This window comes from Sphingomonas sp. BL-S-29, from assembly GCF_055521495.1.
The window spans coordinates 1,506,466-1,531,782 of the sequence record NZ_CM145482.1 but is presented as its reverse complement, the minus strand read 5'-3'; the positions used below and the strand labels follow the sequence as shown (position 1 = coordinate 1,531,782).

At 66.3% G+C, this 25,317-nt stretch carries 21 protein-coding genes; 13 read left to right on the top strand and 8 right to left on the bottom strand.

Annotated features, from left to right (window positions below; all coding sequences use genetic code 11):
- Positions 1-48: 48 nt before the first annotated feature.
- From ACZ1I2_RS07360 to ACZ1I2_RS07330, 7 genes are all read left to right on the top strand, one after another.
- Positions 49-1,197 (top strand): CaiB/BaiF CoA transferase family protein, encoded by a 1,149-nt coding sequence (locus ACZ1I2_RS07360; protein ID WP_465174576.1) that lies wholly within the window; start codon positions 49-51, stop codon positions 1,195-1,197.
- Between the two features lie 61 nt (positions 1,198-1,258).
- The gene (locus ACZ1I2_RS07355) at positions 1,259-2,071 is read left to right on the top strand and encodes an IclR family transcriptional regulator domain-containing protein (protein ID WP_465170333.1); all 813 of its coding nucleotides are present in this window, start codon (positions 1,259-1,261) and stop codon (positions 2,069-2,071) included.
- A gap of 197 nt (positions 2,072-2,268) precedes the next feature.
- A complete protein-coding gene (locus ACZ1I2_RS07350) occupies positions 2,269-4,476 on the top strand; it encodes a TonB-dependent receptor (RefSeq protein WP_465174578.1) in 2,208 nt (735 codons plus the stop codon).
- Positions 4,477-4,501: 25 nt separating this feature from the next.
- On the top strand, positions 4,502-5,119 hold the full coding sequence (gene wrbA / locus ACZ1I2_RS07345) for an NAD(P)H:quinone oxidoreductase (protein ID WP_465170335.1): 618 nt from the start codon (positions 4,502-4,504) through the stop codon (positions 5,117-5,119).
- Between the two features lie 22 nt (positions 5,120-5,141).
- Positions 5,142-5,693 (top strand): VOC family protein, encoded by a 552-nt coding sequence (locus tag ACZ1I2_RS07340; RefSeq protein ID WP_465170336.1) that lies wholly within the window; start codon positions 5,142-5,144, stop codon positions 5,691-5,693.
- A gap of 36 nt (positions 5,694-5,729) precedes the next feature.
- Positions 5,730-6,524, top strand: a complete 795-nt coding sequence (locus ACZ1I2_RS07335) for an alpha/beta fold hydrolase (RefSeq protein WP_465170337.1) — start codon at positions 5,730-5,732, stop codon at positions 6,522-6,524.
- A 41-nt stretch (positions 6,525-6,565) separates the two neighbouring features.
- Positions 6,566-7,702, top strand: a complete 1,137-nt coding sequence (locus ACZ1I2_RS07330) for a cobalamin-independent methionine synthase II family protein (protein WP_465174579.1) — start codon at positions 6,566-6,568, stop codon at positions 7,700-7,702.
- Positions 7,703-7,793: 91 nt separating this feature from the next.
- On the opposite strand, the gene ACZ1I2_RS07325 is transcribed toward ACZ1I2_RS07330, so the two are convergent.
- Positions 7,794-8,516: an NAD(P)H-dependent oxidoreductase gene (locus tag ACZ1I2_RS07325; protein ID WP_465174580.1), complete on the bottom strand. Its 723-nt coding sequence runs from the start codon at positions 8,514-8,516 to the stop codon at positions 7,794-7,796.
- A 136-nt stretch (positions 8,517-8,652) separates the two neighbouring features.
- Here ACZ1I2_RS07325 and ACZ1I2_RS07320 point away from each other — a divergent pair, with 136 nt between their 5' ends.
- The 3 genes from ACZ1I2_RS07320 to ACZ1I2_RS07310 are packed head-to-tail and all read left to right on the top strand — an operon-like array spanning position 8,653 to position 11,445.
- Positions 8,653-9,708 carry an alpha/beta hydrolase gene (locus ACZ1I2_RS07320; protein WP_465174581.1) on the top strand — a complete coding sequence of 352 codons (1,056 nt, stop codon included), beginning with the start codon at positions 8,653-8,655 and terminating at the stop codon, positions 9,706-9,708.
- Between the two features lie 23 nt (positions 9,709-9,731).
- Entirely contained in the window at positions 9,732-10,661 is a 930-nt protein-coding gene (prpB, locus tag ACZ1I2_RS07315; protein WP_465170341.1) for a methylisocitrate lyase, read from the top strand.
- Between the two features lie 49 nt (positions 10,662-10,710).
- The gene (locus ACZ1I2_RS07310) at positions 10,711-11,445 is read left to right on the top strand and encodes an SDR family oxidoreductase (RefSeq protein ID WP_465170342.1); all 735 of its coding nucleotides are present in this window, start codon (positions 10,711-10,713) and stop codon (positions 11,443-11,445) included.
- A gap of 571 nt (positions 11,446-12,016) precedes the next feature.
- On the opposite strand, the gene kce is transcribed toward ACZ1I2_RS07310, so the two are convergent.
- Positions 12,017-12,958, bottom strand: a complete 942-nt coding sequence (gene kce, locus ACZ1I2_RS07305) for a 3,5-dioxohexanoate:acetyl-CoA acetone transferase (RefSeq protein ID WP_465174582.1) — start codon at positions 12,956-12,958, stop codon at positions 12,017-12,019.
- A gap of 334 nt (positions 12,959-13,292) precedes the next feature.
- Here kce and ACZ1I2_RS07300 point away from each other — a divergent pair, with 334 nt between their 5' ends.
- Positions 13,293-14,189 carry a helix-turn-helix domain-containing protein gene (locus tag ACZ1I2_RS07300; RefSeq protein ID WP_465174583.1) on the top strand — a complete coding sequence of 299 codons (897 nt, stop codon included), beginning with the start codon at positions 13,293-13,295 and terminating at the stop codon, positions 14,187-14,189.
- 20 nt (positions 14,190-14,209) lie between these two features.
- On the opposite strand, the gene ACZ1I2_RS07295 is transcribed toward ACZ1I2_RS07300, so the two are convergent.
- Positions 14,210-15,490 (bottom strand): MFS transporter, encoded by a 1,281-nt coding sequence (locus tag ACZ1I2_RS07295; protein ID WP_465174584.1) that lies wholly within the window; start codon positions 15,488-15,490, stop codon positions 14,210-14,212.
- 338 nt (positions 15,491-15,828) lie between these two features.
- Between ACZ1I2_RS07295 and ACZ1I2_RS07290 the strand changes: the two genes are divergently transcribed.
- Positions 15,829-18,801, top strand: coding sequence for a TonB-dependent receptor domain-containing protein (locus ACZ1I2_RS07290; RefSeq protein ID WP_465174585.1), 2,973 nt, complete (start codon positions 15,829-15,831; stop codon positions 18,799-18,801).
- Between the two features lie 184 nt (positions 18,802-18,985).
- Here the strand turns inward: ACZ1I2_RS07290 and ACZ1I2_RS07285 are convergent, their stop codons facing one another.
- The 4 genes from ACZ1I2_RS07285 to ACZ1I2_RS07270 all read right to left on the bottom strand — a co-directional run bounded on the left by ACZ1I2_RS07285 (position 18,986) and on the right by ACZ1I2_RS07270 (position 22,840).
- On the bottom strand, positions 18,986-19,909 hold the full coding sequence (locus ACZ1I2_RS07285) for an amidohydrolase family protein (protein WP_465174586.1): 924 nt from the start codon (positions 19,907-19,909) through the stop codon (positions 18,986-18,988).
- Positions 19,910-19,977: 68 nt separating this feature from the next.
- Positions 19,978-21,357: an MFS transporter gene (locus ACZ1I2_RS07280; protein WP_465174587.1), complete on the bottom strand. Its 1,380-nt coding sequence runs from the start codon at positions 21,355-21,357 to the stop codon at positions 19,978-19,980.
- Positions 21,354-22,271, bottom strand: coding sequence for an amidohydrolase family protein (locus tag ACZ1I2_RS07275; protein WP_465174588.1), 918 nt, complete (start codon positions 22,269-22,271; stop codon positions 21,354-21,356). Before ACZ1I2_RS07275 ends, ACZ1I2_RS07280 begins: the two co-directional genes overlap by 4 nt.
- Positions 22,268-22,840, bottom strand: a complete 573-nt coding sequence (locus tag ACZ1I2_RS07270; RefSeq protein WP_465174589.1) for a carboxymuconolactone decarboxylase family protein — start codon at positions 22,838-22,840, stop codon at positions 22,268-22,270. The genes ACZ1I2_RS07275 and ACZ1I2_RS07270 overlap by 4 nt, the downstream gene beginning before the upstream one ends.
- 217 nt (positions 22,841-23,057) lie before the next feature.
- Between ACZ1I2_RS07270 and ACZ1I2_RS07265 the strand changes: the two genes are divergently transcribed.
- Positions 23,058-23,831, top strand: coding sequence for an SDR family NAD(P)-dependent oxidoreductase (locus tag ACZ1I2_RS07265; RefSeq protein WP_465174590.1), 774 nt, complete (start codon positions 23,058-23,060; stop codon positions 23,829-23,831).
- Between the two features lie 5 nt (positions 23,832-23,836).
- On the opposite strand, the gene ACZ1I2_RS07260 is transcribed toward ACZ1I2_RS07265, so the two are convergent.
- Entirely contained in the window at positions 23,837-25,315 is a 1,479-nt protein-coding gene (locus tag ACZ1I2_RS07260) for an aldehyde dehydrogenase (protein ID WP_465177171.1), read from the bottom strand.
- Positions 25,316-25,317 lie beyond the last annotated feature (2 nt).

The following is a 25,317-nucleotide window of genomic DNA, read 5'->3' as shown; positions in this document are numbered from 1 at the left end:
GATTTCGTATATCGAAGTTTCTATGCCGTGCGGCAAGGAGTAGTCAACATGGCCAAGCCGCTCGCCGATGTCACCGTGCTTGAAATGGGGACGTTCATCACTGGCCCGGCGGCGGGCATGTTGCTGGCCGATATGGGCGCCGACGTCATCAAGATCGAACGCCCCGATGGCGGCGATCCGTTCCGCGCCTTCAACGGCGGCCTCTACAGCCCGCATTTCCAGACCTATAACCGCAACAAGCGCTCGATCACGCTCGACACGCGCGACGTGGACGATCTCGCCGCCTTCGACCGCATGGTGGCGGGGGCCGACATCTTCATCCAGAATTTCCGCCCGGGCGTTACCGCCAAACTTAATGTCGATGTCGCGCGGCTGCAGGCGATCAATCCCCGGCTGATCTACCTGTCGATTTCGGGGTTCGGCCCGACCGGACCGGACAGCGACAGGCCCGCTTTCGACACGGTCGCCCAGGCGGCCAGCGGATTCCTGCGCCTGCTGATCAATCCGGAGAATCCCCGCGTCGTGGGCCCGGCGCTGGCTGATGCGGTGACTGGATTCTACGGCGCCTATGGCGTGCTCGCCGCGCTTCATGAGCGCGAGACGACCGGCAGGGGGCGCCATGTCGAAGTGTCGATGTTCGAGGCGATGGCGCATTTCAACCTCGACGACTTCACGCATTATTTCTCCGAAGGCGAGGTGATGGGCCCCTATAGCCGGCCCAACGTCTCGCAATCCTATGTCTTCCAGTGCAGCGACGGCGGCTGGATCGCGCTGCACATGTCGTCGCCGCAGAAATTCTGGGACAATCTCGCCGAGGCGGTCGGCCAGCCCGACATGCTCGCGCGCCCGGAGTTCGGCAGCCGCGCCGCGCGGATCGAGAATTACGAGAAGGTCGCCGCCTTCCTCGCGCCGATCTTCGCCACCCGCGCCCGCGCCGACTGGTGCGGGGTGCTGGAGCGGCTCGAAGTGCCGCATTCGCCAGTCTATTCCGCGCCGGAGGTGATCGCGACCGACCAGGCGAAGCATCTGCGTCTGTGCGTCGAGGATCCGGCCGGGCCGCACGGCGCCTTCCGCACGATCCGCTCGCCGGTGCGGTTCGACGGCGAGGCAATGCTGGAGGTGAGCGCGCCGCCCGTACTGGGCCAGCACAACGCGGCCCTGCTGGGGGACCGCACCACGGCAGCCGTCACCGAATGAGCGACGGCGGGCCGCGATGGCGCCCGCTTGCCCTGTGCCGTTCCGAACAGTAACGCAGGGCATGCCCGCGACCGAGAAGCCGCCCAAGGACAGCGAGTATCTCTCGACGCTCGAGCGCGGCCTGCGCGTGTTGCGCGCGTTCGACGCGGCCCATCCGGAAATGCAGCTGAGCGAGGTCGCGCAGCTGACCGGGCTTAGCCCGGCGGTCGCGCGCCGGTGCCTGAACACGCTGGTGCAGCTGGGTTATGTCGCTCAATATGGCCGCAAATTTCTGCTGCGCGCTGAAGTGCTGACCTTCGGCACCAGTTATCTGTCGTCGATGAACGTGGAACAGGTCGTGCTGCCGCCCCTGCAGCGGGTGCGCGACGATACCGGCGACAGCTCGTCCATGGCCGTGCTGTCGGGCGACGACATCCTCTATGTCGCGCATGTCTCCACCACGCGCCATCTGCGCCTGGGCGCGACGGTGGGCACCCGCTTCCCCCTTCATGCGACATCGCTGGGCAAGGTGCTGCTCGCCTTCCAGGACGAGGCGGTGATCGCGGCCTATCTCGACCGCGCGAGGATGACGCGGTTCACCGAACGGACCGTGACCACCACGGAGGGCCTGCAGGCGCGGCTCGCGGCCGCCCGCACCACGGGGTATGATTCGGCGCTGGACGAACTCGATTACGGGCTGGTCTCGGTCGCCGTACCGGTCTTCGACGCCCGGCGGCGCATCGTGGCGGCAATCAACTGCTCGACCTCGACCACGCGCATCTCGCAGGACGAACTGGTGCGCACCCGCCTGCCCTTGCTGCGCGACGCCGCGGCCGAAATCGGCAACGCGCTGCAGCGTTGGCCCGCGCTGATCCACTCGCTGCATTCCGGCTGAACCGAACCCTATCACGCCATCGTCATAGCTCTGCCCGCCCCGGCCACGATGTCGGCGCGCGGAGGACTTTTGTCATCCCAAACTTCGCATATCGAACTTGACTTCGAATGACGAAACAATCACTCTGCCTCCAGGAGACAGGCGCGGGGACTCTTGCAAAAAAAGGGCACGCGCCGGGATTGGGGAGGAATCGGGTGATGAAACCGGCGATCTGGACGGCGATCAGGACTAGGACCTTGCTGGCGGGATCGGTCTCCGCGCTCACATTGGCGGTCGCGGTGCCGGCCGCTGCGCAGGAAGCGCCGGCGCCGGCCGAGGCTGCCGAACCCGGCAACGACATCGTCGTCACCGCGCTGCGCCGCGACACCAGGCTTCAGGACACGCCGGCCGCGATCACCGCGTTCGATTCGAAGACGATCGAAGCCGCCGGCATCGACAAGCCCGCCGACTTCATCGCGCTGACCTCCAACGTGCAGCTGATCGAGACGCAGAATGTCGGCAACGCCTTCGTCATCATCCGCGGCATCACCCAGAACCGCAATTCCGAGCCGTCAGTCGCGGTCGTCGTCGACGGCGTGCAGCAAGTCAACGCCGCCGAGTTCAACCAGGAACTGTTCGACATCGACCAGATCGAGATCCTGAAGGGCCCGCAGGGCGGTCTCTACGGACGCAACGCGATCGGCGGCGCGATCGTCATCACCACCAAGCAGCCGAGCGACACGCTCGAGGGCCGTATCATGGCCGGGATCGACAATGGGTTCGGCTATACGCTTCGCGCCGGTCTCAGCGGCCCGATCAGCGATACGCTCAAATTCCGCCTGTCGGGGTCATGGCGCGACACCGACGGCTATATTCCCAACACCTTCCTCGGCAAGGACGCCGATCCGGTGAAGGATTTCTCGGTCCGCGGCAAATTGCTGTGGGAGCCGACCGACAATTTCAGCGTCGACCTGCGCGGCTTCGTCTCGCTGCTGAAGACCCAGGCCTTCTACTACAACATCGTCAACGACGTGAACGACGTGAGCCTGCCGGTGCGCGTCAACAATGCCGGCATCGACAATCGCGACATCTACAATGTCTCGGCCAAGCTCGACTACAAGGCCGACTGGGGCTCGATCCGGTCGATCACCTCCTACGACAAGGTCTCGGAGATCCTGACCGGCGACGCCTTCAATTTCCTGCCTATTCCGGAATCGCTGTTCTTCAGCCTGCTCGGCTTCGACCTCAACCAGAGCCAGTTCCTCGACGTCCGCGCGATCAGTGAGGATCTGCGGATCTCGTCGCCGGACAACCAGCCGCTCGAATGGTCGCTCGGCACCTATCTCATCCACACCGATCGCTACATCTCGACCGGCAACATGGTCGATACCGGCAAGGGCGTGTTCCCGGTCTATCGCACCCCGAGCACCAATCCGCTCAACCCCCAGGCGACCTTCCTCGCCGACAGCCAGGATAATTTCGCCTGGGCGGTCTATGCCGGGCTCGGCTATGAATTCTCCAAATCGCTCAGGATCGACGGGTCGCTCCGCTACGACCACGACAAGCGCAGCAACACCACGCTGACGCCGCCTGCCTTCATCCCGGTGGTGACCGGCTTCCCGGCCGGCACCAGCGGAGAAGTGCGCGACCGGTCCTTCTCGTCATGGCAGCCGAAGGTCACGGTGACGTGGAAGCCGGTGAAGAACCTCACGCTCTATGGCGGGTACAGCCGCGGCTTCCGGTCGGGTGGCTTCAACCAGACCGGCGTCGGCGCGGTGGCGGCGGGCACCGGCGTGGTCGGCGTCGGCGACATCTATGAGGCGGAAACCGCCGACACGTTCGAGCTCGGCTTCAAGAGCACGCTGTTCAACAACCTGATGACCTTCAACGGCAGCGCCTATACGACCAAGTCGAAGAACGGCTATTTCTTCGTCTTTCTCGCGGCCAACTCGACCCAGAATCTCGGCAACGTGCCCGAGACCCGGCTGCGCGGCTTCGAACTCGAAAGCGCGATCCACCCGGCGCGCGGCCTGGATTTCAATGTCGGGCTCGGCTTCACCTATTCGGAGATCAAAAAGTTTCCCGATCCGACGGTGATCGGCAACGAAGCGCCGTTCATCTCGCGCTATACCCTCAATGCCGGCGGGCAATATGAGACCCGGCTCGGCGCAAGCGATCTCAAGGCGCGGCTGCGGGTGGATTATCGCCGCACCGGCCGCACCTGGTTCGACGTGACCAACTCCACGTCGCGCGACCCGGTCGACGTGGTCGACACGCGGCTCGCGCTCGACGGCGGCGCATGGACGCTCACGGCCTTTGCCAGCAACCTGTTCGACAAGAAATACAATGCCGAATTCTCGCCCGGCGGCTTCGTGTTCAAGGCGCGGCCGCGCATCTACGGGCTTGAGGGGACGGTCAAATTCTGAAGCAGCCCCAATTGAAGGACCATAAGTGACTCGCATCCTGATCCTCTATTATTCCTCCTACGGCCATATCGAGACGATGGCGCGCGCGGTCGCCGAAGGCGCCGCGGGCGTCGAGGGCTGCGAGGCGGTGCTGAAGCGCGTTCCGGAGACGATGGGCGAGGAGCAGGCACGCGCCGCGGGCATGAAGCTCGACCAGGAAGCGCCGTTCGCGACGCCGGGCGAGCTGGCGGATTATGATGCGATCATCTTCGGCACGCCGACCCGCTTCGGCAACATGGCCGGGCAGATGCGCACGTTCCTCGACCAGACCGGTCCGCTCTGGGCCACCGGCGCGCTGATCGGCAAGGTCGGCAGCGTGTTCGCCAGCACCGCCAGCCAGCATGGCGGGCAGGAGACGACGATCACCTCGTTCCACACCACCCTGCTTCACCATGGCATGGTCGTGGTCGGCCTGCCCTACAGCTTCGCCGGCAACGCGATCATGACCGAGATCAGCGGCGGCACGCCCTATGGCGCGACGACGATCGCCGGCGGCGACGGCAGCCGGCCGCCCAGCGACAACGAACTTGCCGGTGCCCGATTCCAGGGCGATCATGTCGCCAGAATTGCCCGGAAGCTCGCCGCATCGCCGCCCGCCAACTGATCGAAACGACAGGAGCCGAAACATGACCGTTTCCCCATCCAGCCGCCTGCACCACACCGCCTATGTCGCCAAGGACCTCGAGGCGACGCGCCATTTCTACGAGGATATTCTCGGTTTTCCGCTGGTCGCCACCTGGTGCGAGCAGGAAGACCTGTTCGGCAAGGAACGGACCTATTGCCATTGCTTCTTCGGCCTTTCCGATGGCAGCGCGCTGGCCTTCTTCTCCTTCGCCGACGCTGACGACCAGGCCGAGTTCGGCCCCGAGCTTCCGTCGAGCCCGTTCCGCCACATCGCCCTGAACGTCGACGCCGCAGCCCAGGCCGATCTGGAGCGCCGGATCGTCGAGGCGGGCATCGAGCCGCCGGGGACCTATATCCTCGAACATGGCTATTGCCGATCGGTCTATGTGGTCGATCCCGACGGCATGATCGTCGAGTTCACCCGCGACGCGGACAAGGCCGACGAGATCAACGCGATGCGCCTGAAGGATGCGCATTCCGAGCTGAAGCGCTGGCTCGCGGGCGATCACCGGCCGAACAACGACGTGCGCCACATCCTCGAAGACGCGCAGTGAAGACGAGCGGCCGCATCGACCCGGGGTGCTGAACCCATGCTTCCTGGCGCGGCCGCGCGGACGATGATCGATGTCGATGTCGGGGACGGCGTGCTCCACACGCTCGTCGCCGGCACCGGACCCGACATGGTCCTGCTCCATGGCTGGACGCTCGATCATCGCAGCTGGCTGCCGCAGCATCCGCTCGCTGACCGGGCGCGGCTGGTCATGCCCGATCGGCGCGGCTTCGGCCGGTCGACCGCGCCGCCCGATCTCGCTCGCGAGTGGCGCGACGTGGATCGTCTCGCGCGCGCCGGTCGCTTCGTGCTGGTCGGCCTGTCGCAGGGCGCGAGCGTCGCGCTCGATTATGCCCGCCACCGGCCCGAACGGCTGAGCGCGCTGGTGCTGGTCGGCGCGCCGCTGCACGGCGTCGTGCCCCAGGGCGACGACGAACGGGACATCCCGCGCCCCCGCTATGCCGACATGATCCGGGCCGGGCGGCTCGCCGCGATGAAGGCCGATTGGGCGACGCATGAGCTGATCGAGGCCGCCGAGCCTGCCCGGCCGCTGCTCGATGCCATGCTGGAGGACTATGACGGGCGCGATCTGCTGGCGGCGCCCGCCCCGATCACGATCGGCCGCGACGACATCGCCGCCTTGCCGATGCCGGTGCTGGCCGTCGCCGGCGCGGGCGACACCGCGTGGCGGCGGCGGGTCGCCGCCTTTATCGGCGCAACCGCGCCCGCCGGCCGCGTTATCGGCGTGGATGACGCCGGGCATCTCTGCAATCTCGACAATCCCGTCCAGTTCAACGCGATCCTCGCGGATCTCCTCGTTTCGCTTCCCCACTGAAAGGCCGCCCCGATGTTCCTCCTCCCGCCGATCCCGCGCGCATGACCGCCGGCCGCTTCCTCACCACGCATGTCGGCAGCCTGCCGCGCCAGGACGATCTGATCGCGCTGATGTTCGCGCGGGAAGAGGGGCTGCCGCTCGATCCCGTGGCGGTCGATGCGCGGATCGAAGCCGCCGTCCGCCATGTCGTGACCAAACAGGCCGAAGCCGGCATCGACATCGTCAATGACGGCGAACAGTCCAAGCCGAGCTATGCGACCTATATCAAGGACCGGCTCAACGGCTTCGGCGGCGCGGGCAACAGCTATGTCTTTGCCGACGTCGAGGATTTTCCGGGCGTCAAGCAGCGCATCTTTGGCGATCCCGGCCGCAGGCACCGCAAGACCCCGGCCTGCAATGCCCCGATCTCGGTGAAGGACATGACCGCGGTCGAACAGGATACCCGCACGCTCAACGCCGCGCTCGCGCCGCATCCGGGGCGGCAGGCATTCATGAGCGCCGCCTCGCCGGGGGTCACCGCGCTGTTCTTCGCCAACGACTATTATGACAGCGACGAAGCCTATCTCTTCGCGCTCGCCGAGGGGCTGCGCCACGAATATGAGGCGATCGCCGCCGCCGGGATCATCCTGCAGGTCGACTGCCCGGATCTGGCGATGGGCCGCCATACCCAGTTCCGCGACCTGACCCTCTCGCAGTTCCGCGACCGGATCATGCTCAACATCGAGGCGCTCAACCACGCCACCGCCAACATCCCCGAACGCCAGCTGCGCATGCATATGTGCTGGGGCAATTATCCGGGGCCGCACCACTGCGACGTGCCGTTCAAGGACATCATCGACCTGGCCTGGCGCGCGCGGCCGCACGCCATCCAGTTCGAGGCGGCCAACCCCCGCCACGCCCATGAATATGAGATGTTCGAGGGAAACGGCGTGCCCGAGGGCAAGATGCTGATCCCGGGCGTGATCGAATGCCAGTCCAGCTATATCGAGCATCCCGAGCTCATCGCGCAGCGGATCGGGCGCTATGCCGATCTGGTCGGGCGCGACAATGTGATGGCCGGCATCGATTGCGGCTTTTCGGTCCATGTCGGCTCGGGCGGGGTCGATCCCGACATCGTCTGGGCAAAGCTCGCGGTGCTGGCGGAGGGGGCGCGGCTGGCGAGCGCGCGATATTGGTAGAGGCAGCCGGCGATGCAACGATCCGGATCGCCGTTGAATCGATCGACGACACATTTCCCAGCGGGACGAAATATCGCGCCTGGCGCGCAGGTCAGACCGGGCTCCTCCAGTCGCGCGCGCCGACCGCGTCCAGCAACGTCGCGGAGGGCGGGATGGGCGTGGCATCGACCGGGTCCGCGAGCAGCGCCGCGACCCGGCGGCGCAGATCGGCGATCATCCGCCGGCGGTCGGCATCGTCGCGGCGCGCGACGGCGTAGCTGACCTGCGGCGCGACGAGATCATAGCCGAGATAGCCGAGGAACAAATGCTGGGTCGGCCACAATATCTTGTCGATCGCGCCATAGTCGCCCTCGTCGGAAAATCGCTGGGGCGTACCGCCGGTGGTGACGCTGATAAGGCTGCGCCGACCGCGGAACAGCCCCGACTCGAAGCGCGTACCATCGGCATAGGCGACACCGTAAGCGCCGACCCGGTCGATCCATCCTTTCAGCATGGCGGGCGGGCCGCCCCACCAGAGCGGGAATTGCAGGATCAGCAGATCGGCCCGGCACAGCCGCTCCTGCTCGCGCCGTATCTCCGGGACGAAACCGCCCGACAGCGCCGCGGCGCGCTGCTCCGACTGGTAATGGAAGGCCGCCGGATTCTGCACCTCCACGAAGTCGAGCGGCCCGCCGACCGCACCGAAAGTGTCGCCATACAGGTCCGACACGACCACCTCGTGCCCAAGCGCGCGCGCCTCATCGGCGGCGGCGTCGCGCAGGGCGGCGTTGAACGATACCGGGGAAGGATGCACGTAGACGATCAGGACATTCATGGCGTTCTCCCCCGCTTCATGCCGTACCGGCAGCAACACTTGCTTCCGTCGCGTCCGGCGGACAATCGCCTTGCTTCCGACGCTGATACCGGTAACTGTGAGCGCGCGAAACCGCAATGCAGCCAGGGGAAGCGCGATGATCGAGACGCCGGTCGGGAAGCATATGGGCCGGCGGAACTGGGCACGCCGCGCCAGACTGGTCGCCGCGCTGGCCGGCATCGTCGCCGGCTCGGCCCTGGCCGCGACGCCCGCCCCGATCACGATCGCCCGGCAGGGCTCGTTCGAGGCCGGCGGCCGCGTCATCGGCGGCGGCGACCAGACGCTGTCGTGCGACCATGGCCATGTCGAATATCAGATTCCGGTCAATCCGCGCGCCGTCCCGTTGTTCCTGTGGCACAGCTCCAGCGCGGCCGTCTGGCAGCGCCGCTGGGATGGCGGGGAAGGATTCCAGAGCATTTTCCTGCGCCGGGGTTTCGCGACCTATGTCTGGGACGGACCGCGCGTCGGCCGGGCGAATTATGGTTGTGTCGACTATAGCTACAAGGCGCGGATCGGGCAGGACCAGGGCAATTGGACGGCCTGGCGGCTGGGGCCCCGCGCTGGCGAGTGGTTCCCTGGCGTGCAGTTCCCCAGGGGCGACCAGGCGGCATGGGAACAGGCGACGCGAGCGCGCTACGACGAGTTCGACACCATCGCCAATGCCCAGCTCGAATCCGACGCCGCCGCCAGGGCGCTAGACCGGATCGGGCGATCGGTACTGGTCACCAATTCGGCCGGCGGCATGCGCGCGCTGCTGACCGCGCTGAAGACCGACAAGGTCGCCGCGATCGTCTCCTATGAAAATCCCGGCTTCGTCTTTCCCGAGGGCGAGGGCCCGCAGGACCCGCCCGGTGCCTTCGGTCCGATCCATGTGCCCGCCGCCGAATTCGCCAGGCTGACGCGCATGCCGATCCAGCTCGTCTGGGGCGACAATATCGACAAGTCGGAATTCTGGGCCGCCACCTACAAACAGGCCGAGGCGTTCGTGCGCATCGTCAACGCGCATGGCGGCAAGGCGGAGATGCTGCGCCTGTCCGACCAGGGGCTGCACGGCAACACCCATATCCCGTTTGCCGATCTCAACAATGTCGCGGTCGCCGACCAGCTGTCCGCGTTCCTGCGCAAGCATCGCCTCGACGGCCGTGGCCGCTGATGCCGCCAGACAAGGAAACCACCTTGCCCTATCTCCTCGCCGAGCAGCTTCCCACGGCCAGTGCCGGCCGCCGATTCCGCGACGCACTGGCCCGACCGGGCATCTATCGCCTGCCCGGCGCGCATAACGGCCAGGCGGCCATCCAGGCGCGCAATGCCGGCTTTGACGGGCTCTATCTGTCGGGCGCCGCGATGACCGCGTCGATGGGCCTGCCCGATCTCGGCATCATCACGGTGGACGAGGTCGCCTTCTTCATCCGGCAGATCGTCCGCTCCTCCGGCCTGCCGCTGCTGGTCGATGGCGACACCGGCTATGGCGAAGTGCTGAACGTCATGCACATGGTCCGCACCTTCGAGGATGCGGGGGCGGGTGCGGTGCACCTGGAGGATCAGATCCTGCCCAAGAAATGCGGGCATCTGAACGGCAAGAAACTGGCCGACGCGCACGACATGGCCGCCAAGGTCGCCGCGGCAAAAAAGGCGGCGCGCGACATGGTGATCGTCGCGCGCACCGACGCGGCCGGCGTCGAGGGCTTCGACGCGGCGGTGGAACGCGCGCGCCTCTATGTCTCCGCCGGCGCCGACGCGATCTTCCCCGAGGCGCTGAACACGCGCGAGATGTTCGAGCGGTTCGCGGCGAAGATGCCCGGCGTCCCGCTGCTCGCCAACATGACCGAGTTCGGCAAGACGCCCTTCTATACGGCGGACGAGTTCGAGAGCATGGGCTACAAGCTGGTGATCTGGCCGGTTTCCTCGCTGCGCGTCGCCAATCGCGCGCAGGCGGACCTCTACGCGGCGATCGCGCGCGATGGCGGCGCCCAGAACATGGTCGCCCGCATGCAGACGCGCGCCGAGCTCTACGACGTGATCGGGCTGCACGATTATGAGGCGCTCGACGCCTCGATCGTCAGGACGATCGTGCCCGAGGGCATGGCGCAGGAGCGCGCCGGATAGAGCGGCCACGTACGGCATCCCAAGCATCGCACCGATCGAGGAGGAACGAATGGACAAGGGCGTCTTCATCATCACCGGCGGCAGCCGGGGGATCGGCGCGCAGGTGGCGGCGGAAGCCGCGCAGGCGGGCTATCACGTACTGCTCACCTATGCAGGGCGGGTCGATGCCGCCGATGCAGTGGTCGCGGCGATCCGCGCCAAGGGGGGCGAGGCCACCGCCGTCCAGGCCGACACCGGCAAGGCCGCGGATATAGCGCGTCTCTTCGCCGCCGCCGACGAGATCGGGCAGGTCACCGCCTTCGTCTATAATGGCGGCGTGACGGGCGGCACCGGGCGGCTGGAGGACCAGAGCGACGAGACGCTGGCGGAGGTCGTCGCGATCAACCTCACGGGTGCGATGATCGCGAGCCGGGAAGCGGTCAAGCGCATGTCGACCAGACATGGCGGCAGGGGCGGCGCGATCGTGCTGCTGTCCTCGCTCGCGGCGCGGCTCGGTATGCCGGGGCAGCATGTCTGGTACGCGGCATCGAAGGGCGGCGTGGATAGCTTCGCGATCGGCCTGTCGAAGGAGGTCGCGCTCGAAGGCATAAGGGTCAATGTCGTGGCGCCCGGCCCGATCGACACCGAGATCCATGCGCCCGGCCATCTCGATCGCATCGCCGATCTGCTGCCGATGAAGCGCGCCGGCAAGCCCGAGGAAGTCTCCGCCGCGATCATGTTCCTCGTATCGGACCGTGCGTCTTATATCTCGGCGGCAACGATCGAGGTCGGAGGCGCGCGCTGAGCGAGCGCGCGCCCGCGCCAGGAGTCGACGGGCCGACATGGATGTTGTGGGTCCGATCGCATCGAGAACAGGGTTCGCGCGGAGGCGCGGAGGCGCGGAGATTCTGCCGGGCGAATCAGCGTGCGCCTATATCCCCCTTTGATCGAAAGGTTGGCCGTCCCAATCGGGCCGCGGCCCCGGCCGGACCATCTCCGCGCCTCAGCGCCCCTGCGCGACAATCATACCGTGCCGCCCACGGGCCGATCGTGAATAAAGCCAGGCCTGGCGGCCTGGAACTGAAGTTGTTTGATATATTTGAATTCCGTCATGCTGAAACGAGTTCAGCATGACGTCAGGTTTGTATTGGAACGAACTTCGGATTCAGGGCATTAGAGTAGCTTGCATTAAATCAGAGCCACCACCACCCGTTCGTCCTGAGTAGCCATCGAGTAGCCGCGCAGCGGCGTATCGAGAGGGCGTATCGAAGGACAGGTTCCGCGCGACAACCTGTCCTTCGATACGGGCTCTCGATACGCCTTCGGCACCTCGATCCCTACTCAGGACGAACGGATCAGATTTAACGCTCGCCGCTCTAGAAATTGACCTGATCGCCACCCTTGAGGCCGAGCAGCTGGCGCGCCTCGTCGGGTGTCGCCACCTCGAGGCCGAGTTCGGTGACGACACGCACCATCTTGGTGACCTGCTCGGCGTTCGAGGTCGCGAGCTGGCCGCGGCCGATCGACAGGCTGTCCTCCAGGCCGACGCGGCAATGCCCGCCGAGCAGCACGCTCTGCGTGCAGAAGCTCATCTGATGGCGGCCCGCGCCGAACGCCGAGAAATGATAGTCGTTGCCGAACAGGCTGTCCGCGACCGTCACCATATGCGCGACGTTGCGCACGTCCGGCCCGATGCCGCCAAGGATGCCGAACACGCCCTGGATCATGAAGGGCGGCTCGATCAGCTTCAGGTCGGCGAAATGCGCCAGCGTATAGACATGGCTGATGTCGTAGCATTCGAACTCGAACCGGGTGCCGCCCGCCATGCCGACCTCGCGCATGATGCGCTCGATATAGCCGATATCATTGTACATGATCCGGTTGGTCGACCCGCGGACATATTCCTCTTCCCAGGGATGCTCCCATTTCTCGACCCGGTTGGCGGCGGCGCTGAAGTCGAAGATCAGCGGCCCCATGTTGAGCGAGGCGACCTCGGGCTTGAGCGTCTTGGCGGCTTCGATGCGCTGGTCGAGCGTCATCGTCGTGCTGCCACCGGTCGAGATGTTGATCGCGGCGTTGGTCGCCTGCTTGATCCGCGGCAGGAACCGCAGGAATGCCTCGGGCGACGGCGTGGGGCTGCCATCCTCGTTGCGCGCATGGAGGTGGATGATCGAAGCCCCAGCCTCGGCCGCCGCGATCGCCTCGGCCGCGATCTGGTCGGCGGTGACGGGCAGGTGGGGCGACATGGACGGCGTATGGACTGATCCGGTCGGCGCGCAGGTGATGATGACCTTGCGGTTCTTGCCCTGATTGAACATCTGTCCCTCCTCAGTCTGTTTTGCCGAGGCTCTTATAGCCCTGCGCGGCAAAGGTCTTTGACGTTTAAATACTCGTCGATACCAAGGTGCGATCCTTCGATGTCCGGATGCCTGTCGCTGCAAGAGCGCGCGCGATATTCGAGGCGCGAACTTGTTACCGGGACCAAAAACACCCTATGACGTGTGTGGCCTGCCGCGCTGAATCGACCGCGCGAACCAACGGCATGATTGATCGCGGCGCCACAAAATCCCATATGATATCGGAAAATGGGTTTAGCCCTGGCCGAATCGGGCACATCATGGAGGGGTTATGGCCGAGTGCAGGCGGGATCGGTTGACCGTTGAAGGCGATTGTGCCGCGCCCTCCGGCGGCACGGCCGCGGCGAGCCGCGAGCCGGCCCTCGCACGGGTCGGGCCGCTCGAGATTACCCGGCTCGACAATGTTCGCGGGCACATTTCCCTCCCGGGACAGGAAGGTGGATCGCGCGACAAGACCAGCACGATCCTGTTCCTGCTGAATGGCCGCGCGAGCCTGGGCCAGCTCGGCAACCATGTCCTGCTGTCCCCCGGCGACGCCAGCCTGCTCGACCATGCCGTGCCGTACGACCTCGACGCCGCCGAGCCGAGCTGCCTGTTGTCGATACGCGTGCCCACCCGCATGCTGCGGGATCATCTGCCTTCGCCCGAATGGCTCTGCGCACGCCGGCTGCCCGGCGGGAACGGCATGACGGGCCCGATCGTCGCGATGATCGGCGCGCTATTCGGCGGCGGCGATGCGCTCAGCGAGCCTTATCAGCTGCGCGTCGCCCGCCATGTGCTCGATCTGGTCGCGACCTCCTATGCGATCGCGTTCGAGGCGCAGGAGGCCAGTTCCTCGATCATCGTCGGACGGCAGGCAGCGGTGAAGCTCTATATCGAGCAGCATCTGCGCGATCCGGGCCTCACGCCCTGCTCGATCTCGACCAATCTGCGCCTGTCGTCGCGCTATCTGCGCCTGATCTTCGCCGCGAACAGCGAGACGGTATCGGCCTATATCCTGCGCCGCCGGCTCGAGGAATGCGCCAAACAGATCGCAGACCCGCGCTGGCGCGGCCATTCGATGACCGAGATCGCCTTTGCCTGGGGCTTCAACAGCGCGCCGCATTTCACGCGCAGCTTCCGCGACCGCTTCGCCACCGCGCCGCGCGACTATCGCCGCGCCCATCTCGACGGCGCGCGGATCGCGGCGTAGCGCGCCACGCCCGCAAGGGCTCAGTGAAGGGCGCCTATGTCGCGCAGGTCGCGCCCGCGGGTTTCGGGAAGCAGCAGCGTGGCGACCAGCGCGCACGCCATGCCGATGACGCCCATGATCGTCATGCCGATGCTCAGCGTCATACCGGCGCCGATCAGCACCGCGCCCTGGATGAAGATGAAGCTCGTCGCCCGCCCGAAATTATAGGCGAAAGCCTGGGAGGTGGCGCGCACCTCGGTCGGGAACAGCTCGCTGAAATACGGCCCGAATGCCGCGTAGATGCCGAACTGGAAAAAGCCGTAGACCATGCCCGCCGGCAGGAGCGTCCAGGCCGAATTGCCGAGCGGCAGATAGAGATAGGCGATCACCGCCAGCACGAAGCCCAGCGCGAAAATCCTGAAGGTCGCGCGCCGGCCGAAACGGTCGGCGATATGCGCGTTGACGAGGAAGCCGAAGAAGCCGCCGACACTGTTCAGCAGGACGAAGAGCCCGGCGACGCTGAGCGACAGGCCGCGTTCCGTCACCAGAAAGGTCGTCAGGAACGACGTGACCGCGAAGGCGGCGCCCTGCGCGCCGGTCGACAACAGGCAGGCGAGCGCCGTGGTCGGCAGCAGATCCCGTCGCAACATCGCGAACGGGTGGCGGCCCTTGGTCGCCTTGGTGAACAACGGCGATTCGTCGCCGTGGCGGCGGATGAAGAAGGTCAGCAGCGCCGGCGCCAGCCCGATCCAGAACACGACGCGCCAGCCGAGCCATAGCGGCATCAGCCCCGCGACCGGGCCGGCGAGGATCGCGGCCAGGCCGGAGCCGACGGCATTAGCGCTCTGCATCGTGCCCAGCGCGCGGCCGCGCCAGGCCGGCGCGATCATCTCACCGAGCAGCACCGCGCCGACCGCCCATTCCGCCCCGAAGCCGAGGCCCTGCAAGGTGCGCAGGATCAGCAACTGTTCGTAATCCTGCGCAAAGCCCGACAGAAACGAGAAGACCGAGAACCACAGGATGGTGAGCTTGAGGATCCGCGCGCGCCCGAAGCGATCGGACAGCCAGCCGCCCGCCCAGCCGCCGATCGCCGCCGCGAAGAAGTTCGCCGACACGATGCTGCCCGCCTGCCCGATCGTGAGGCCAAGCGCCGCGATCAGCAGCGGCACCATATATTGGTAGATGAGGCCATCCATCGCATCCAGGCCCCAGCCGAGGAAACAGGCCCAGAACACCCGCCGGGTCCTGCCGTCGGCAAGGGTGTACCAGCCGAAGAAGCTGCTCGTGTCGGGCTCGGCTGCTGGGGACTCGGTGGGCGCCATGCGGAACCTCGTTCAAGGGGGCAACGACGGGGCGTCGCGGTCAAATCTCCGGAAGGGCCAGTGTATCCGTCCGTGATCCGCTCACTTTTCCGAGGCGGCAGGCATAGTTGCAGACCGACGCAGCGAACACGCGATCGATCAAGCGTCGAGGCCGGCGATGCCGGAACGCGATCAAGCCATGGTTTCACTATGCCCGGTTAAGCATTGTGGAGATCAAATAAAGATGCCTCTCGGAGCATTTCGACGCTAAGAAACATCTCTAGCATCAGATACCGGTAACAACTGGATCATGAGCGTCCTCCCACGGTCGGGGGACGCCGAACATAGGGAGGGGAGTGATGTCCAAGATCAGCTTTCTGCTTCGCACCTCGGGCGCGGCAATCGCGTTCGCCGCGATCGTCAACGGCCCGGCCGCGAAGGCGCAGGCGGCCGACCGGCCCGCCACGGCGGCCCAGGCCCAGCCGGCCGATGTCGCGCAGGCTGACGCCGCCGACGAGACCGCCAGCGAGATCATCGTCACCGGTTCGCGCCTCGGCCGCGCCGGCTACGACGCGCCGACGCCCGTCAACGTGGTCGGCCAGGAGCGGCTGAAGCAGCTCAACATCCAGAACATCGCCGACGCGCTTAACCAGATCCCGTCGTTCCGGCCGATCAACGGACCCTCGACCAATTCCTTCCGCGTTTCGGGCGCGATCGGTGCGCGCACGCTCGATCTGCGTGGCCTGGGCGCCACGCGCACCCTGACGCTGATCGACGGACGGCGCTTCGTGTCGAGCAACGACAACAGTACCGTCGACCTCAACAGCATCCCCAACATCGTCGTGCAGCGCGCCGAGGTCGTCACCGGCGGCGCGTCCGCCGCCTATGGCGCGAACGCGGTCGCGGGCGTGGTCAACCTGATCCTCGACACCAAGCTCAACGGGCTCAAGGGCGACGTGAATGTCGGCGTCACCGAGCGTGGCGACGGCCAGACCTATTATGCCGCGCTCGCCGGCGGCACCGATTTCTCGGGCGGCCGCGGCCATGTGATCGCGGCGGTCGAATATGCCGAGGAAAAGGGCCTCGGGCCGTGCGAGGTCCGCTCCTGGTGCCGGAAATACACCAACTATGTGTCCAATCCGGGCTACAACACGACGACCCGGACCAGCACCAACGGCCTGCCCGCGACGCTCGTGCTCGACGGCGTCAACTTCGTCTATAACGACAACGGCATCCTGGTCGGCGCGACCAAACCCAACGGCTCGGGCGGCACGATCACGCTCGGCCAGCAGGTGCTGAACGTCGGGGCGACCTCGCTGCCGAACGCCCTGCGCGGCAAGCAGTTCGACGCGAACGGCAATCTCGTCCCCTACACGTTCGGCAATTATCTGAGCGGGTCGTTCCAGCAATTCCCGAACGGCAGCGACCCGACCCAACCCTATCTGCTGGGCCTCACGCCATCGCCGCTGGTGGTGCCGACCAAGCACGTCTCCGCGATGGCGCATGCCGATTACGACCTGACCGATTCGATCACGGCGTCAGTCGAATTCATGTATTCGCGCGTCGTCGGCGGCCCGGCCCGCTCGACCCCGCCACTCGACGACCGCACCGCGATCGACATCAACAATCCCTATATCTCCGCCCAGACGCGAGCCGCGATCCTCGCGGCCGATCCGGCGATCACCAACATCCTCGTCAGCCACGCGGCGTTCGGCCTGTCGCCCGACGGCCTGGCGATCGGCACGAGCACGAACACGACCTATCGCGGCGCCCTCAGCCTCAAGGGCGATCTGGGCAGCGGCTGGGCATGGGATGCCTATTACACCTATGGCCAGGTCGACGGCAGCGTCGTCAGCTACAAGACGCGCACCAAGGAATGGAACAACGCGGTCGACGCGGTGCGGGTGACGGCGGCGAATGTCGGCACCTCCGGGCTCGCGATCGGCAGCATCGTCTGCCGCACGACGCTGACGGTGCCGACCAATGGCTGTATCCCCATCAACCTGTTCGGCACGATCAGCCCGGAGGCCGGCGCGCGCTATCTCCGTACCGCGACGCAAAGCCGCAAGTTCGAACAGCATGTCGTCGCGGCCAATCTGCGCGGATCGCCGTTCAGCACCTGGGCCGGCGAGGTCAAGGTGGCGGCGGGCGGCGAATATCGCAGTGACACGGCGGAGGGCAACGCCGACCCGCTGACCCTGTCGGGCGCGTTCATCCAGGCGGCGACCACCGTCCTGCCCTTCACCAAGACGACGGTGACCGAAGGCTATTTCGAAGCCGGCGTCCCGCTGCTCAAGGATTCGGCGCTGGGCAAGGCGCTCGATGTCGACGGCGCCGTGCGCTACACCAAGTATAATAATTTCGGCAATGCGACGACCTGGAAGCTGGGCGCGGTCTATACGCCGATCTCCGACATCACCTTCCGCGTCACGCGCTCGCGTGACATCCGCGCGCCAACCGCGCTCGAATCGAGCCCGAACGCGACCACCACCCAGCTTCCGCTCGCCGATCCGTTCGTCGGCGGCACGACGCTGCAGCTGGTCGTCGCCGGCGGCAACCCGAACCTGAAGCTGGAGCGCGGCAACACCTTCACCGCGGGCGTGGTGCTGAAGCCGAGCTTCGTCCCGCGGTTCAACATGTCGATCGACTATTACGACATCAAGGTGGACGGCGCGATCGACTCGCTGACGCCGGCGGTGATCGCGACGGCCTGCCGCAACCAGAACCTGCTGTGCAACCTGATCCAGTTCAATCCGAACGGATCGATCAACACGATCTTCACTACCTCGCAGAACCTCAGCCAGCTGCACGCCGAGGGTTTCGAACTGGTGGCGGATTATCGCATCCCGGCGCTCGGCGGGAATATCGACCTCCAGGTCAACGGCAACTATGTGCTCGATCTGTCGACGACCGGCGCCACCGGCGTGGTGACCCAGCTCGACGACGTCACCGGCAATGCCGGCTCGGTCACCAACATCCAGGGCGTGCCGCGCTGGAAGCTGGACGGCGTGATCAGCTACTCCCGGCCAAGCTGGGGGATCAGCGCGCATGGCCGCTATATCCCCGAGGGTATCCTCGATTCGACCAAGATCGGCCCGGAGCAGGAGGGCTATGACATCAACAACCCGAACAGCATCACGACCAACAAGGTCGACTCGCGCTTCTACATGGACCTGTCGGCGCACATCAACGTCGCCAATGTCGAGTTCTTCGCGAGCGTGAACAATGTGTTCGACAAGGGCGAGCCGAAGCAGCTGCGCTTCTTCGGCAATGGCCTGCACTTCGACCCGTTCGGCCGGGCCTTCAAGTTCGGCGTACGCGCGAAATACTGATCCTCACCGACAAGGGGAGGAGGCCCGGGCGAGCAGCGCAGCTCACCCGGGCCTTTTCTTTTTTGCAGGGGTGCGGGGAACAGGCACGAAAGGAAACGGCGGCCTCGCGAGGATCGCGAAGCCGCCGTCAGGTCGGTCAGGCCTTGAGCGAACAAGGCCGGGCGTCGCCGCCCGGCCCTTTCCCTCAGCCCTTCCAGCCGAGAAACACCCGGCGCCCATTGTCGTGCAGCACCTTGCGGCGCTCCTCCTCGGTCAGCAGCCTGGTCGATTCCTTCGCGCGCGCGACCATTTCCTTGTAGCTGCCCGAGGACGTGCCGATGTCCGATCCCCACATCAGCTTGTCCGGGCCGTAATAGTCGACGGCGCGGCGCAGCACCGCCCCGGGCGCGATGCCCTTTTCGCGGATGAAATCCATGTTCAGCGAGGTGAATTTGTAGGTGATGTTGTCGCGCGCCCTGAAGCCGTCGAACCGCGCGTCGATGCCGAAATCCGGCTGGGTGACGTCGGGCAGGAAGACGTGATCGAGCACGATGCGCAGATTCGGGAAACGATCCGCCATCGCCTCGATCACCGGGATCAGCACATCGGCGCCGCGCGCCGGCGCCTCGATATCCACCAGCAGCCCGAGATCATTGGCGAGCGTCCACGCCTCCAGCGCCGAGGGCGAGCTCAGCCACTTGCTCTTGTCCGTCACGCCCACCCCGAAGAAGCGGATGCCGATGATGCCGCGCGCCGCATCGTCGCGGATCATCTGCGGCGTCTCCGGTGCCTGCGGATCGACGATGATGATCGCGCGCATCTCGTCGGGGAAGATGTCCGCGGCATCGACGATATAGCTGTTGTCGGTGCCGTAGATCATGCCCTTCTGGACGGCGGCGATGCCGACGACATTCTCTTCCGCCATCCATTTGTGCATCTTTTCGGCGCTGGGCTTTTCGTTGATCGGATTGGGCCCGTGCATCCCGCCCGGCTTGCCGATCGTGCCGGGGCCGAACACCGATCCTTCGACCGCGCCCTCGCGAAACGGGTGGGTGCGCGGGTATTTCTCGAGATCGTCGGACACCAGATGGGCATGGGCATCGTAGATCGGGCCAGCATAGTCAGACATCACAATTCCTTTCATTCAATGTTTCACTCGAGGCGGCCGGGCCGCGCCGGTCCCCGCGGCGGCACGGCTCATTTGAGGTCGTCCAGGCTCATCCGTGCCGTCTCGCGCGTCGCGGTCAGCCACAGCAGGAAGGCGATCAGCGCGCAGGTCCCGACCACGCCGAACACGACGCGAACCGACCCGCTCTCCGCCAGGATGCCCCCGACGATCAGCGGGGTGAGCATCGACGCGCCGCGCGCCGTCGCGCTGGCCATGCCGAGCCCGACCGCCCGCAGCCGCGTCGGATAGCTTTCCGCCGTATAGGGCCAGACGATCAGCGATCCGATCGAGATCGACAGCGCGCCGAGCACGACCAGCGCGATCAGCACCGTGCGCGAATCCGGGATATGGACGGCGAGCGACAGCAATGCGACGGCGGCGATCAGCGTCCCGCCCAGCGCGAGCGGCCGCCGCCCGGTATGATCCATGACCGCCGCGACGATCGGCGAGGCGAACAGGTACAACGTGCTCGAAATCGCCGCATAGGCGAGCGCGTCGGCAACCGGGATCTTGAACTCGCGCACATAGATTGACGGGACCCAGGTCGTCAGGCCGAAGGTGGCGAAGGAGGTGAAGAACCACAGGCTGATGATGATGATCGAACGCTTGCGATAATCGCTGGCGAACAGCGCCTTCACCCTGGTCGGCGCCGCCGCCGGGGCCGTCCGCCCCCCCGTCGCCAGTTCGGCGTCCACCGCGATCGGCGGGCCGCCGAGCTTGGCGAGCGCGCGGTTCACGTCGTCGATCCTCCCGAGACGCGCCAGCCAGCGCGGCGATTCCGGCAGCAGGAGCACGACCAGCGGCAGCAGGGCCAGCGGGATGACGCCCAGCCCGAACAGCCAGCGCCAGCCGAGATGCGGAATGACGATCGCGCTCGACTGCGCCGCCGCCGCATAGCCCGCCATGCAGATGAACTGGAAGGTACCGAAATATCGGCCGCGGATGCTCGTCGGGGCAAGCTCGTTGATATAGGTGATCGCCACCGGCAGCGCCCCGCCGATCATGACCCCCTGGACGAAACGCAGCACGATCAGCGTCCAGTAATCCGGGCTGATGGCGCAGCCGATCGCGAGCAGGCTCATCAGCGTCATCGCGACCAGGAACACCGGCATCCGGCCGAAACGCTCCGCCAGCATGCCGAGCAGCATGGCGCCGACGAACTGCCCGGCATAGCCGGACGAGATCAGCGCCCCCATCGACACCGGCTTGAGCTGCCATTCGGCGGTCAGCGACGGCATGACATAGGAAATCGCCACGCTGTCCCATGAATCGAACAGCATGATGAAACCGAGCAGGATCGGCGGAACGAAGCGCAGGCGAACGGAGCGCAGGTCGTCGAGCACATGGCCGACCGCGACCTCTGCCGTGTTCGCGCCCCCGACCGGGCCCGTTGCACCACCGCCGCTCATCGGGCGTACACCGCTGCAGCAGTGCCGTTCAGGAAGCGACGGCGTTCGCCGTCGTCCAGCGCATCGGCGGCCGAACGTGCCATCGCCGCCTTCACCTCGTAGCTCTTCTCGCTCTGGCCGAGATCGGATCCCCACATCAGGCGATCGGCCCCGAAGCGATCGGCCAGTAGCCGGACGAAGTCGGCCGGCACCATTTTCTGGTCGGCGAGTCGATCGAACACGATCTCGGTCACCTTGAAATACATGTTGGGCATCCTCTCGAACATCGCGATGGTGGTCCCGATTCCGTAATCGGGTGGGCCGGGCAGCGTCGCGTCGAAGCCATGCTCGCGATACTTGCCCATTTCGGGATTCGACGCCGTGTGCGCGGTACCCACATGATCCAGGATGATGCGCAGGCCCGGAAACCGCTCGGCGACGAATTTCAGTGCGGGCAGCACCCAGGGCAGGTGCAACCGGAAAACGATGATCGCGACCGGAATGTCGAGATCGGCGGCCGCGCGCCAGCACTCCAGCGCCGCCGGCGAGTTCATCCAGCCGGTACCATAGTCCTCGAACCGGGTCTGGGCGAAACGCACGCCGCGCACCCCGTCCTCGCGCACCATCCGCCGCAGCGCCGCCGGCGTCGCCGGGTCCTGCGCATCCAGGATGACGACCGGCACGAAGCGGTCCGGGAAACGCCGGCCGGAATCGATGATGTAGCGATTGTCATAGCCATAGACATGGCCGCGCTGGACGATGCACGCCTGCGCCACGCCGTGGGCATCCATCTGCCCGATCAGCCAGTCGGCCGTGACGCTATAGGTCATGAGCGTGACGCTGGTGGTGCCGCGCATCGGCGACGGCGGATAGGCCACCGGATCGTCCGCGATGAGATGCGCGTGCGTGTCGAACAGGGGGAGGGGCACACTCACCAGCCGCTCACCGGCTGATCCTCGGTCTGGACCCCGCCGACCGCGGCCACCCGCGCGGTCATCATGTAGCTGCCGATCAGAATGACCAGGTCGAACACGAACCGGTCGCTATGCAGCGCGCGCAGGGAAGCCAGCACGACATCATCGGGCGAGACGTCGCGCACGACGGCGTCGACAAAGGCGATCAGGGCCAGATCCGGCGCGGCGAGCAGCGAGGGATCGCCCCCCAGGACCGCTGCCTCTTCAGCGGCGCTCAGGCCGGCGGCGCGGGCCAGGCCGCGATGATGGAACAGCTCATAGTTGGAACCCTGCAGGTGAGCGACCCGCAGGATCGCCAGCTCGCGCAGCCTGGGATCGAGGTCGCACTCGATCGTGGCCCGGCCGAGAGCCGCCTGCGCGGACCAGAGCTGATCGCTGGCGTGCATCGCCATGTGCGAAACGTTCAACAGGCGCCGTTGATTGGCGCCAAACACCCGTTCATGCTTTTCGGGTGAAAGAGTATCGAAGGACGGATAGGGTATCCGGCTGCAATTCACCGGATAGGATGCGGACGACTGTTCATCGATCATCGCGGACTCGACTATATCGCCCCTTATCCGCAACTCGACCCCTCCCCTCTATATTACTATCGCGCGCCGATATACTCGATCAGCGAATTTGGAGTTGATACCGCACCCCTTCTGCGCGAAGCCGATGGGACCGGGAACAAGTCTCCGCGAGATCGTAGGTGGAGCGCCCCTTTCGACACAAGACCGGAAATCGGACCCATCATAAGGAGAGCGTATAGTGACTGAGACAAGCTTCTCGCTGGCCGGGCGCAAGGCGCTGGTGATCGGCGCCGACTCCGGCATCGGCCTGGCCTGTGCGCGCGCGATCGCGATGGCCGGCGCCGACCTGGTGATCGGGGGCCTCGATGCGGCGAAGGGCGACGGGTTGGCGCGCGAGATCGCCGCGGCGAGCGGCACCTCGGTCAGCTATGTCGCGGTCGACGTTACCGAAGAGGATCAGGTCGCGGCGGCGGTCGCGACCGCGGTCGAGCGACTGGGCGGGCTCGATATCGCAATGAACAATGCCGGCATTCCGGGGCCGACCGGGGCGCTCGACACAATAGACGCGGCCGATTTCGACCGGCTGTTCGCGATCAACGTGCGCGGCACCTGGCTGGGCATGAAATATCAGGTGCCGGCGATGCTGGCGCATGGTGGCGGATCGATCATCAACCTGGCGTCGACGGCGGCGCTCACCGGGCTGCCGTTCGTCGTCCCCTATGCCGCGACCAAGCATGCGGTGGCCGGGCTGACGAAATCGGCCGCGCTGGAGCTTGCCCCGCGCGGCATCCGCGTCAACGCGATCGCGCCGGGCCCGGTCGATACCGGGCTGCTTCATACCATGCGCGCGGGCCGGCTGAGCGCCGGCGGCGCACAGCCGCTGAAGGTACCGATGGACCGGGTCGCGCAGCCGGACGAGATGGCCGGCGCGGTGGTGTGGCTCGCGTCGAGCGCATCCTCCTATGTCACCGGCGCGATCATCTCGATCGATGGCGGCGTGGTCGCGCAATAAGGCGATCAGTCAGCGAACGGGTCGGGCGGGATCTCAGTCGAAAGATCGATGACGACCGTCTTGACCTCGCTGAACTCGCGCAGCGCGTCGATCCCGTTTTCGCGGCCTATGCCGCTCAGCTTGAACCCGCCATAGGGCAGCATGAAATGAACCGGGCGGAAGGTATTGACCGAGACGAGCCCACTCTCGATCCGGTTCGCGACGCGGTGCGCGCGTGCGACATCATTGGTCCATAACCCCCCGACCAGGCCGTACTCGCTGTCATTGGCGAGCGCGATCGCTTCCTCCTCGCCCTCGAACGGCATCAGTGCGACGACTGGGCCGAACACCTCTTCCCGGGCGAGCCGGGACTGATTGTCGACCTCGGCGAACACCGTCGGCTCGACGAAATAGCCGCGATCGAGGCCGGGCGGGCGCCCGCCGCCGACCAGCAGCCTGGCGCCGCTCTCGCGGCCGATCGCGATATAGCTCTCGGTCTTGTCGCGCTGCTCGGCCGAGGTGTGCGGCCCGATATGAGTCTTTGGATCGAGCGCGCCGCCGACCCGGATGCGCCCCGCGCGCGAGGCCAGTTCGCGCGCGAACCGGTCATAGACCGGCCGCTCGACGAACATCCGCGACGCCGCCGAGCAGGACTGGCCGGTCGAGCGGAAAGCGCTGTGCACGGCCACCGAGATCGCCTTTTCCAGATCGGCGTCGGCGAACACGATGAAGGGCGACTTGCCCCCGCATTCGAACGAACAGCGCTTCAGGTTGACGCTCGCCGCCGCCATGATCCGCCGCGCGGTGGCGTGCGACCCCGTGAACGACACCTTGTCCACGCCGGCATGCCCGGACAGCGCGGCGCCGACCGAGCCGTCGCCCGGCAGGACGTTGACCACGCCCGGCGGAAACCCGGCCTCCCCCGCCAGCCGGCCCAGCGCGAGCAGGCTCGCGGGCGTTTGTTCGGCGGGCTTGAGGATCACGGCATTGCCGGTCGCCAGCGCCGGGCCGAGCTTCCAGCAGGCGAGGAGGATCGGCGAATTCCACGGCAAGATCGCCGCGACCACGCCGACGGGTTGGTGTCGCGTATAGGCGATCGCATCGGCACGGAACGGGATCTGCGCGCCGTTGAACTTGTCGGCCGCGCCCGCGAAGAAGGTGAGCCAGTCGGCCGCGCGCTGCATCTCCCCCACCGTGTCGCGGAGCGGCTTGCCATTGTCGCGGCTTTCGATTTCGGCCAGCACGGCCGCGTCGCGCCGAACCAGATCGGCAAGCCGGGCGATCATCGCACCGCGCGCCGTCGGCGCCATGTCGCGCCACGCGCCGCGCAGCGCGGTTCTGGCGGCGGCGACCGCAAGGTCCACATCGACCGCGTCGGCGACCGCCACTTCGGCCCATATCTCCTCGGTGGAGGGATCGATGCTGCGGATCGTATCGCCCGAATGCGGCGCGACCCATTCGCCGCCGATCAGCAGGCGATCGAAATTCCCCGCGCCGCGCAGCATGC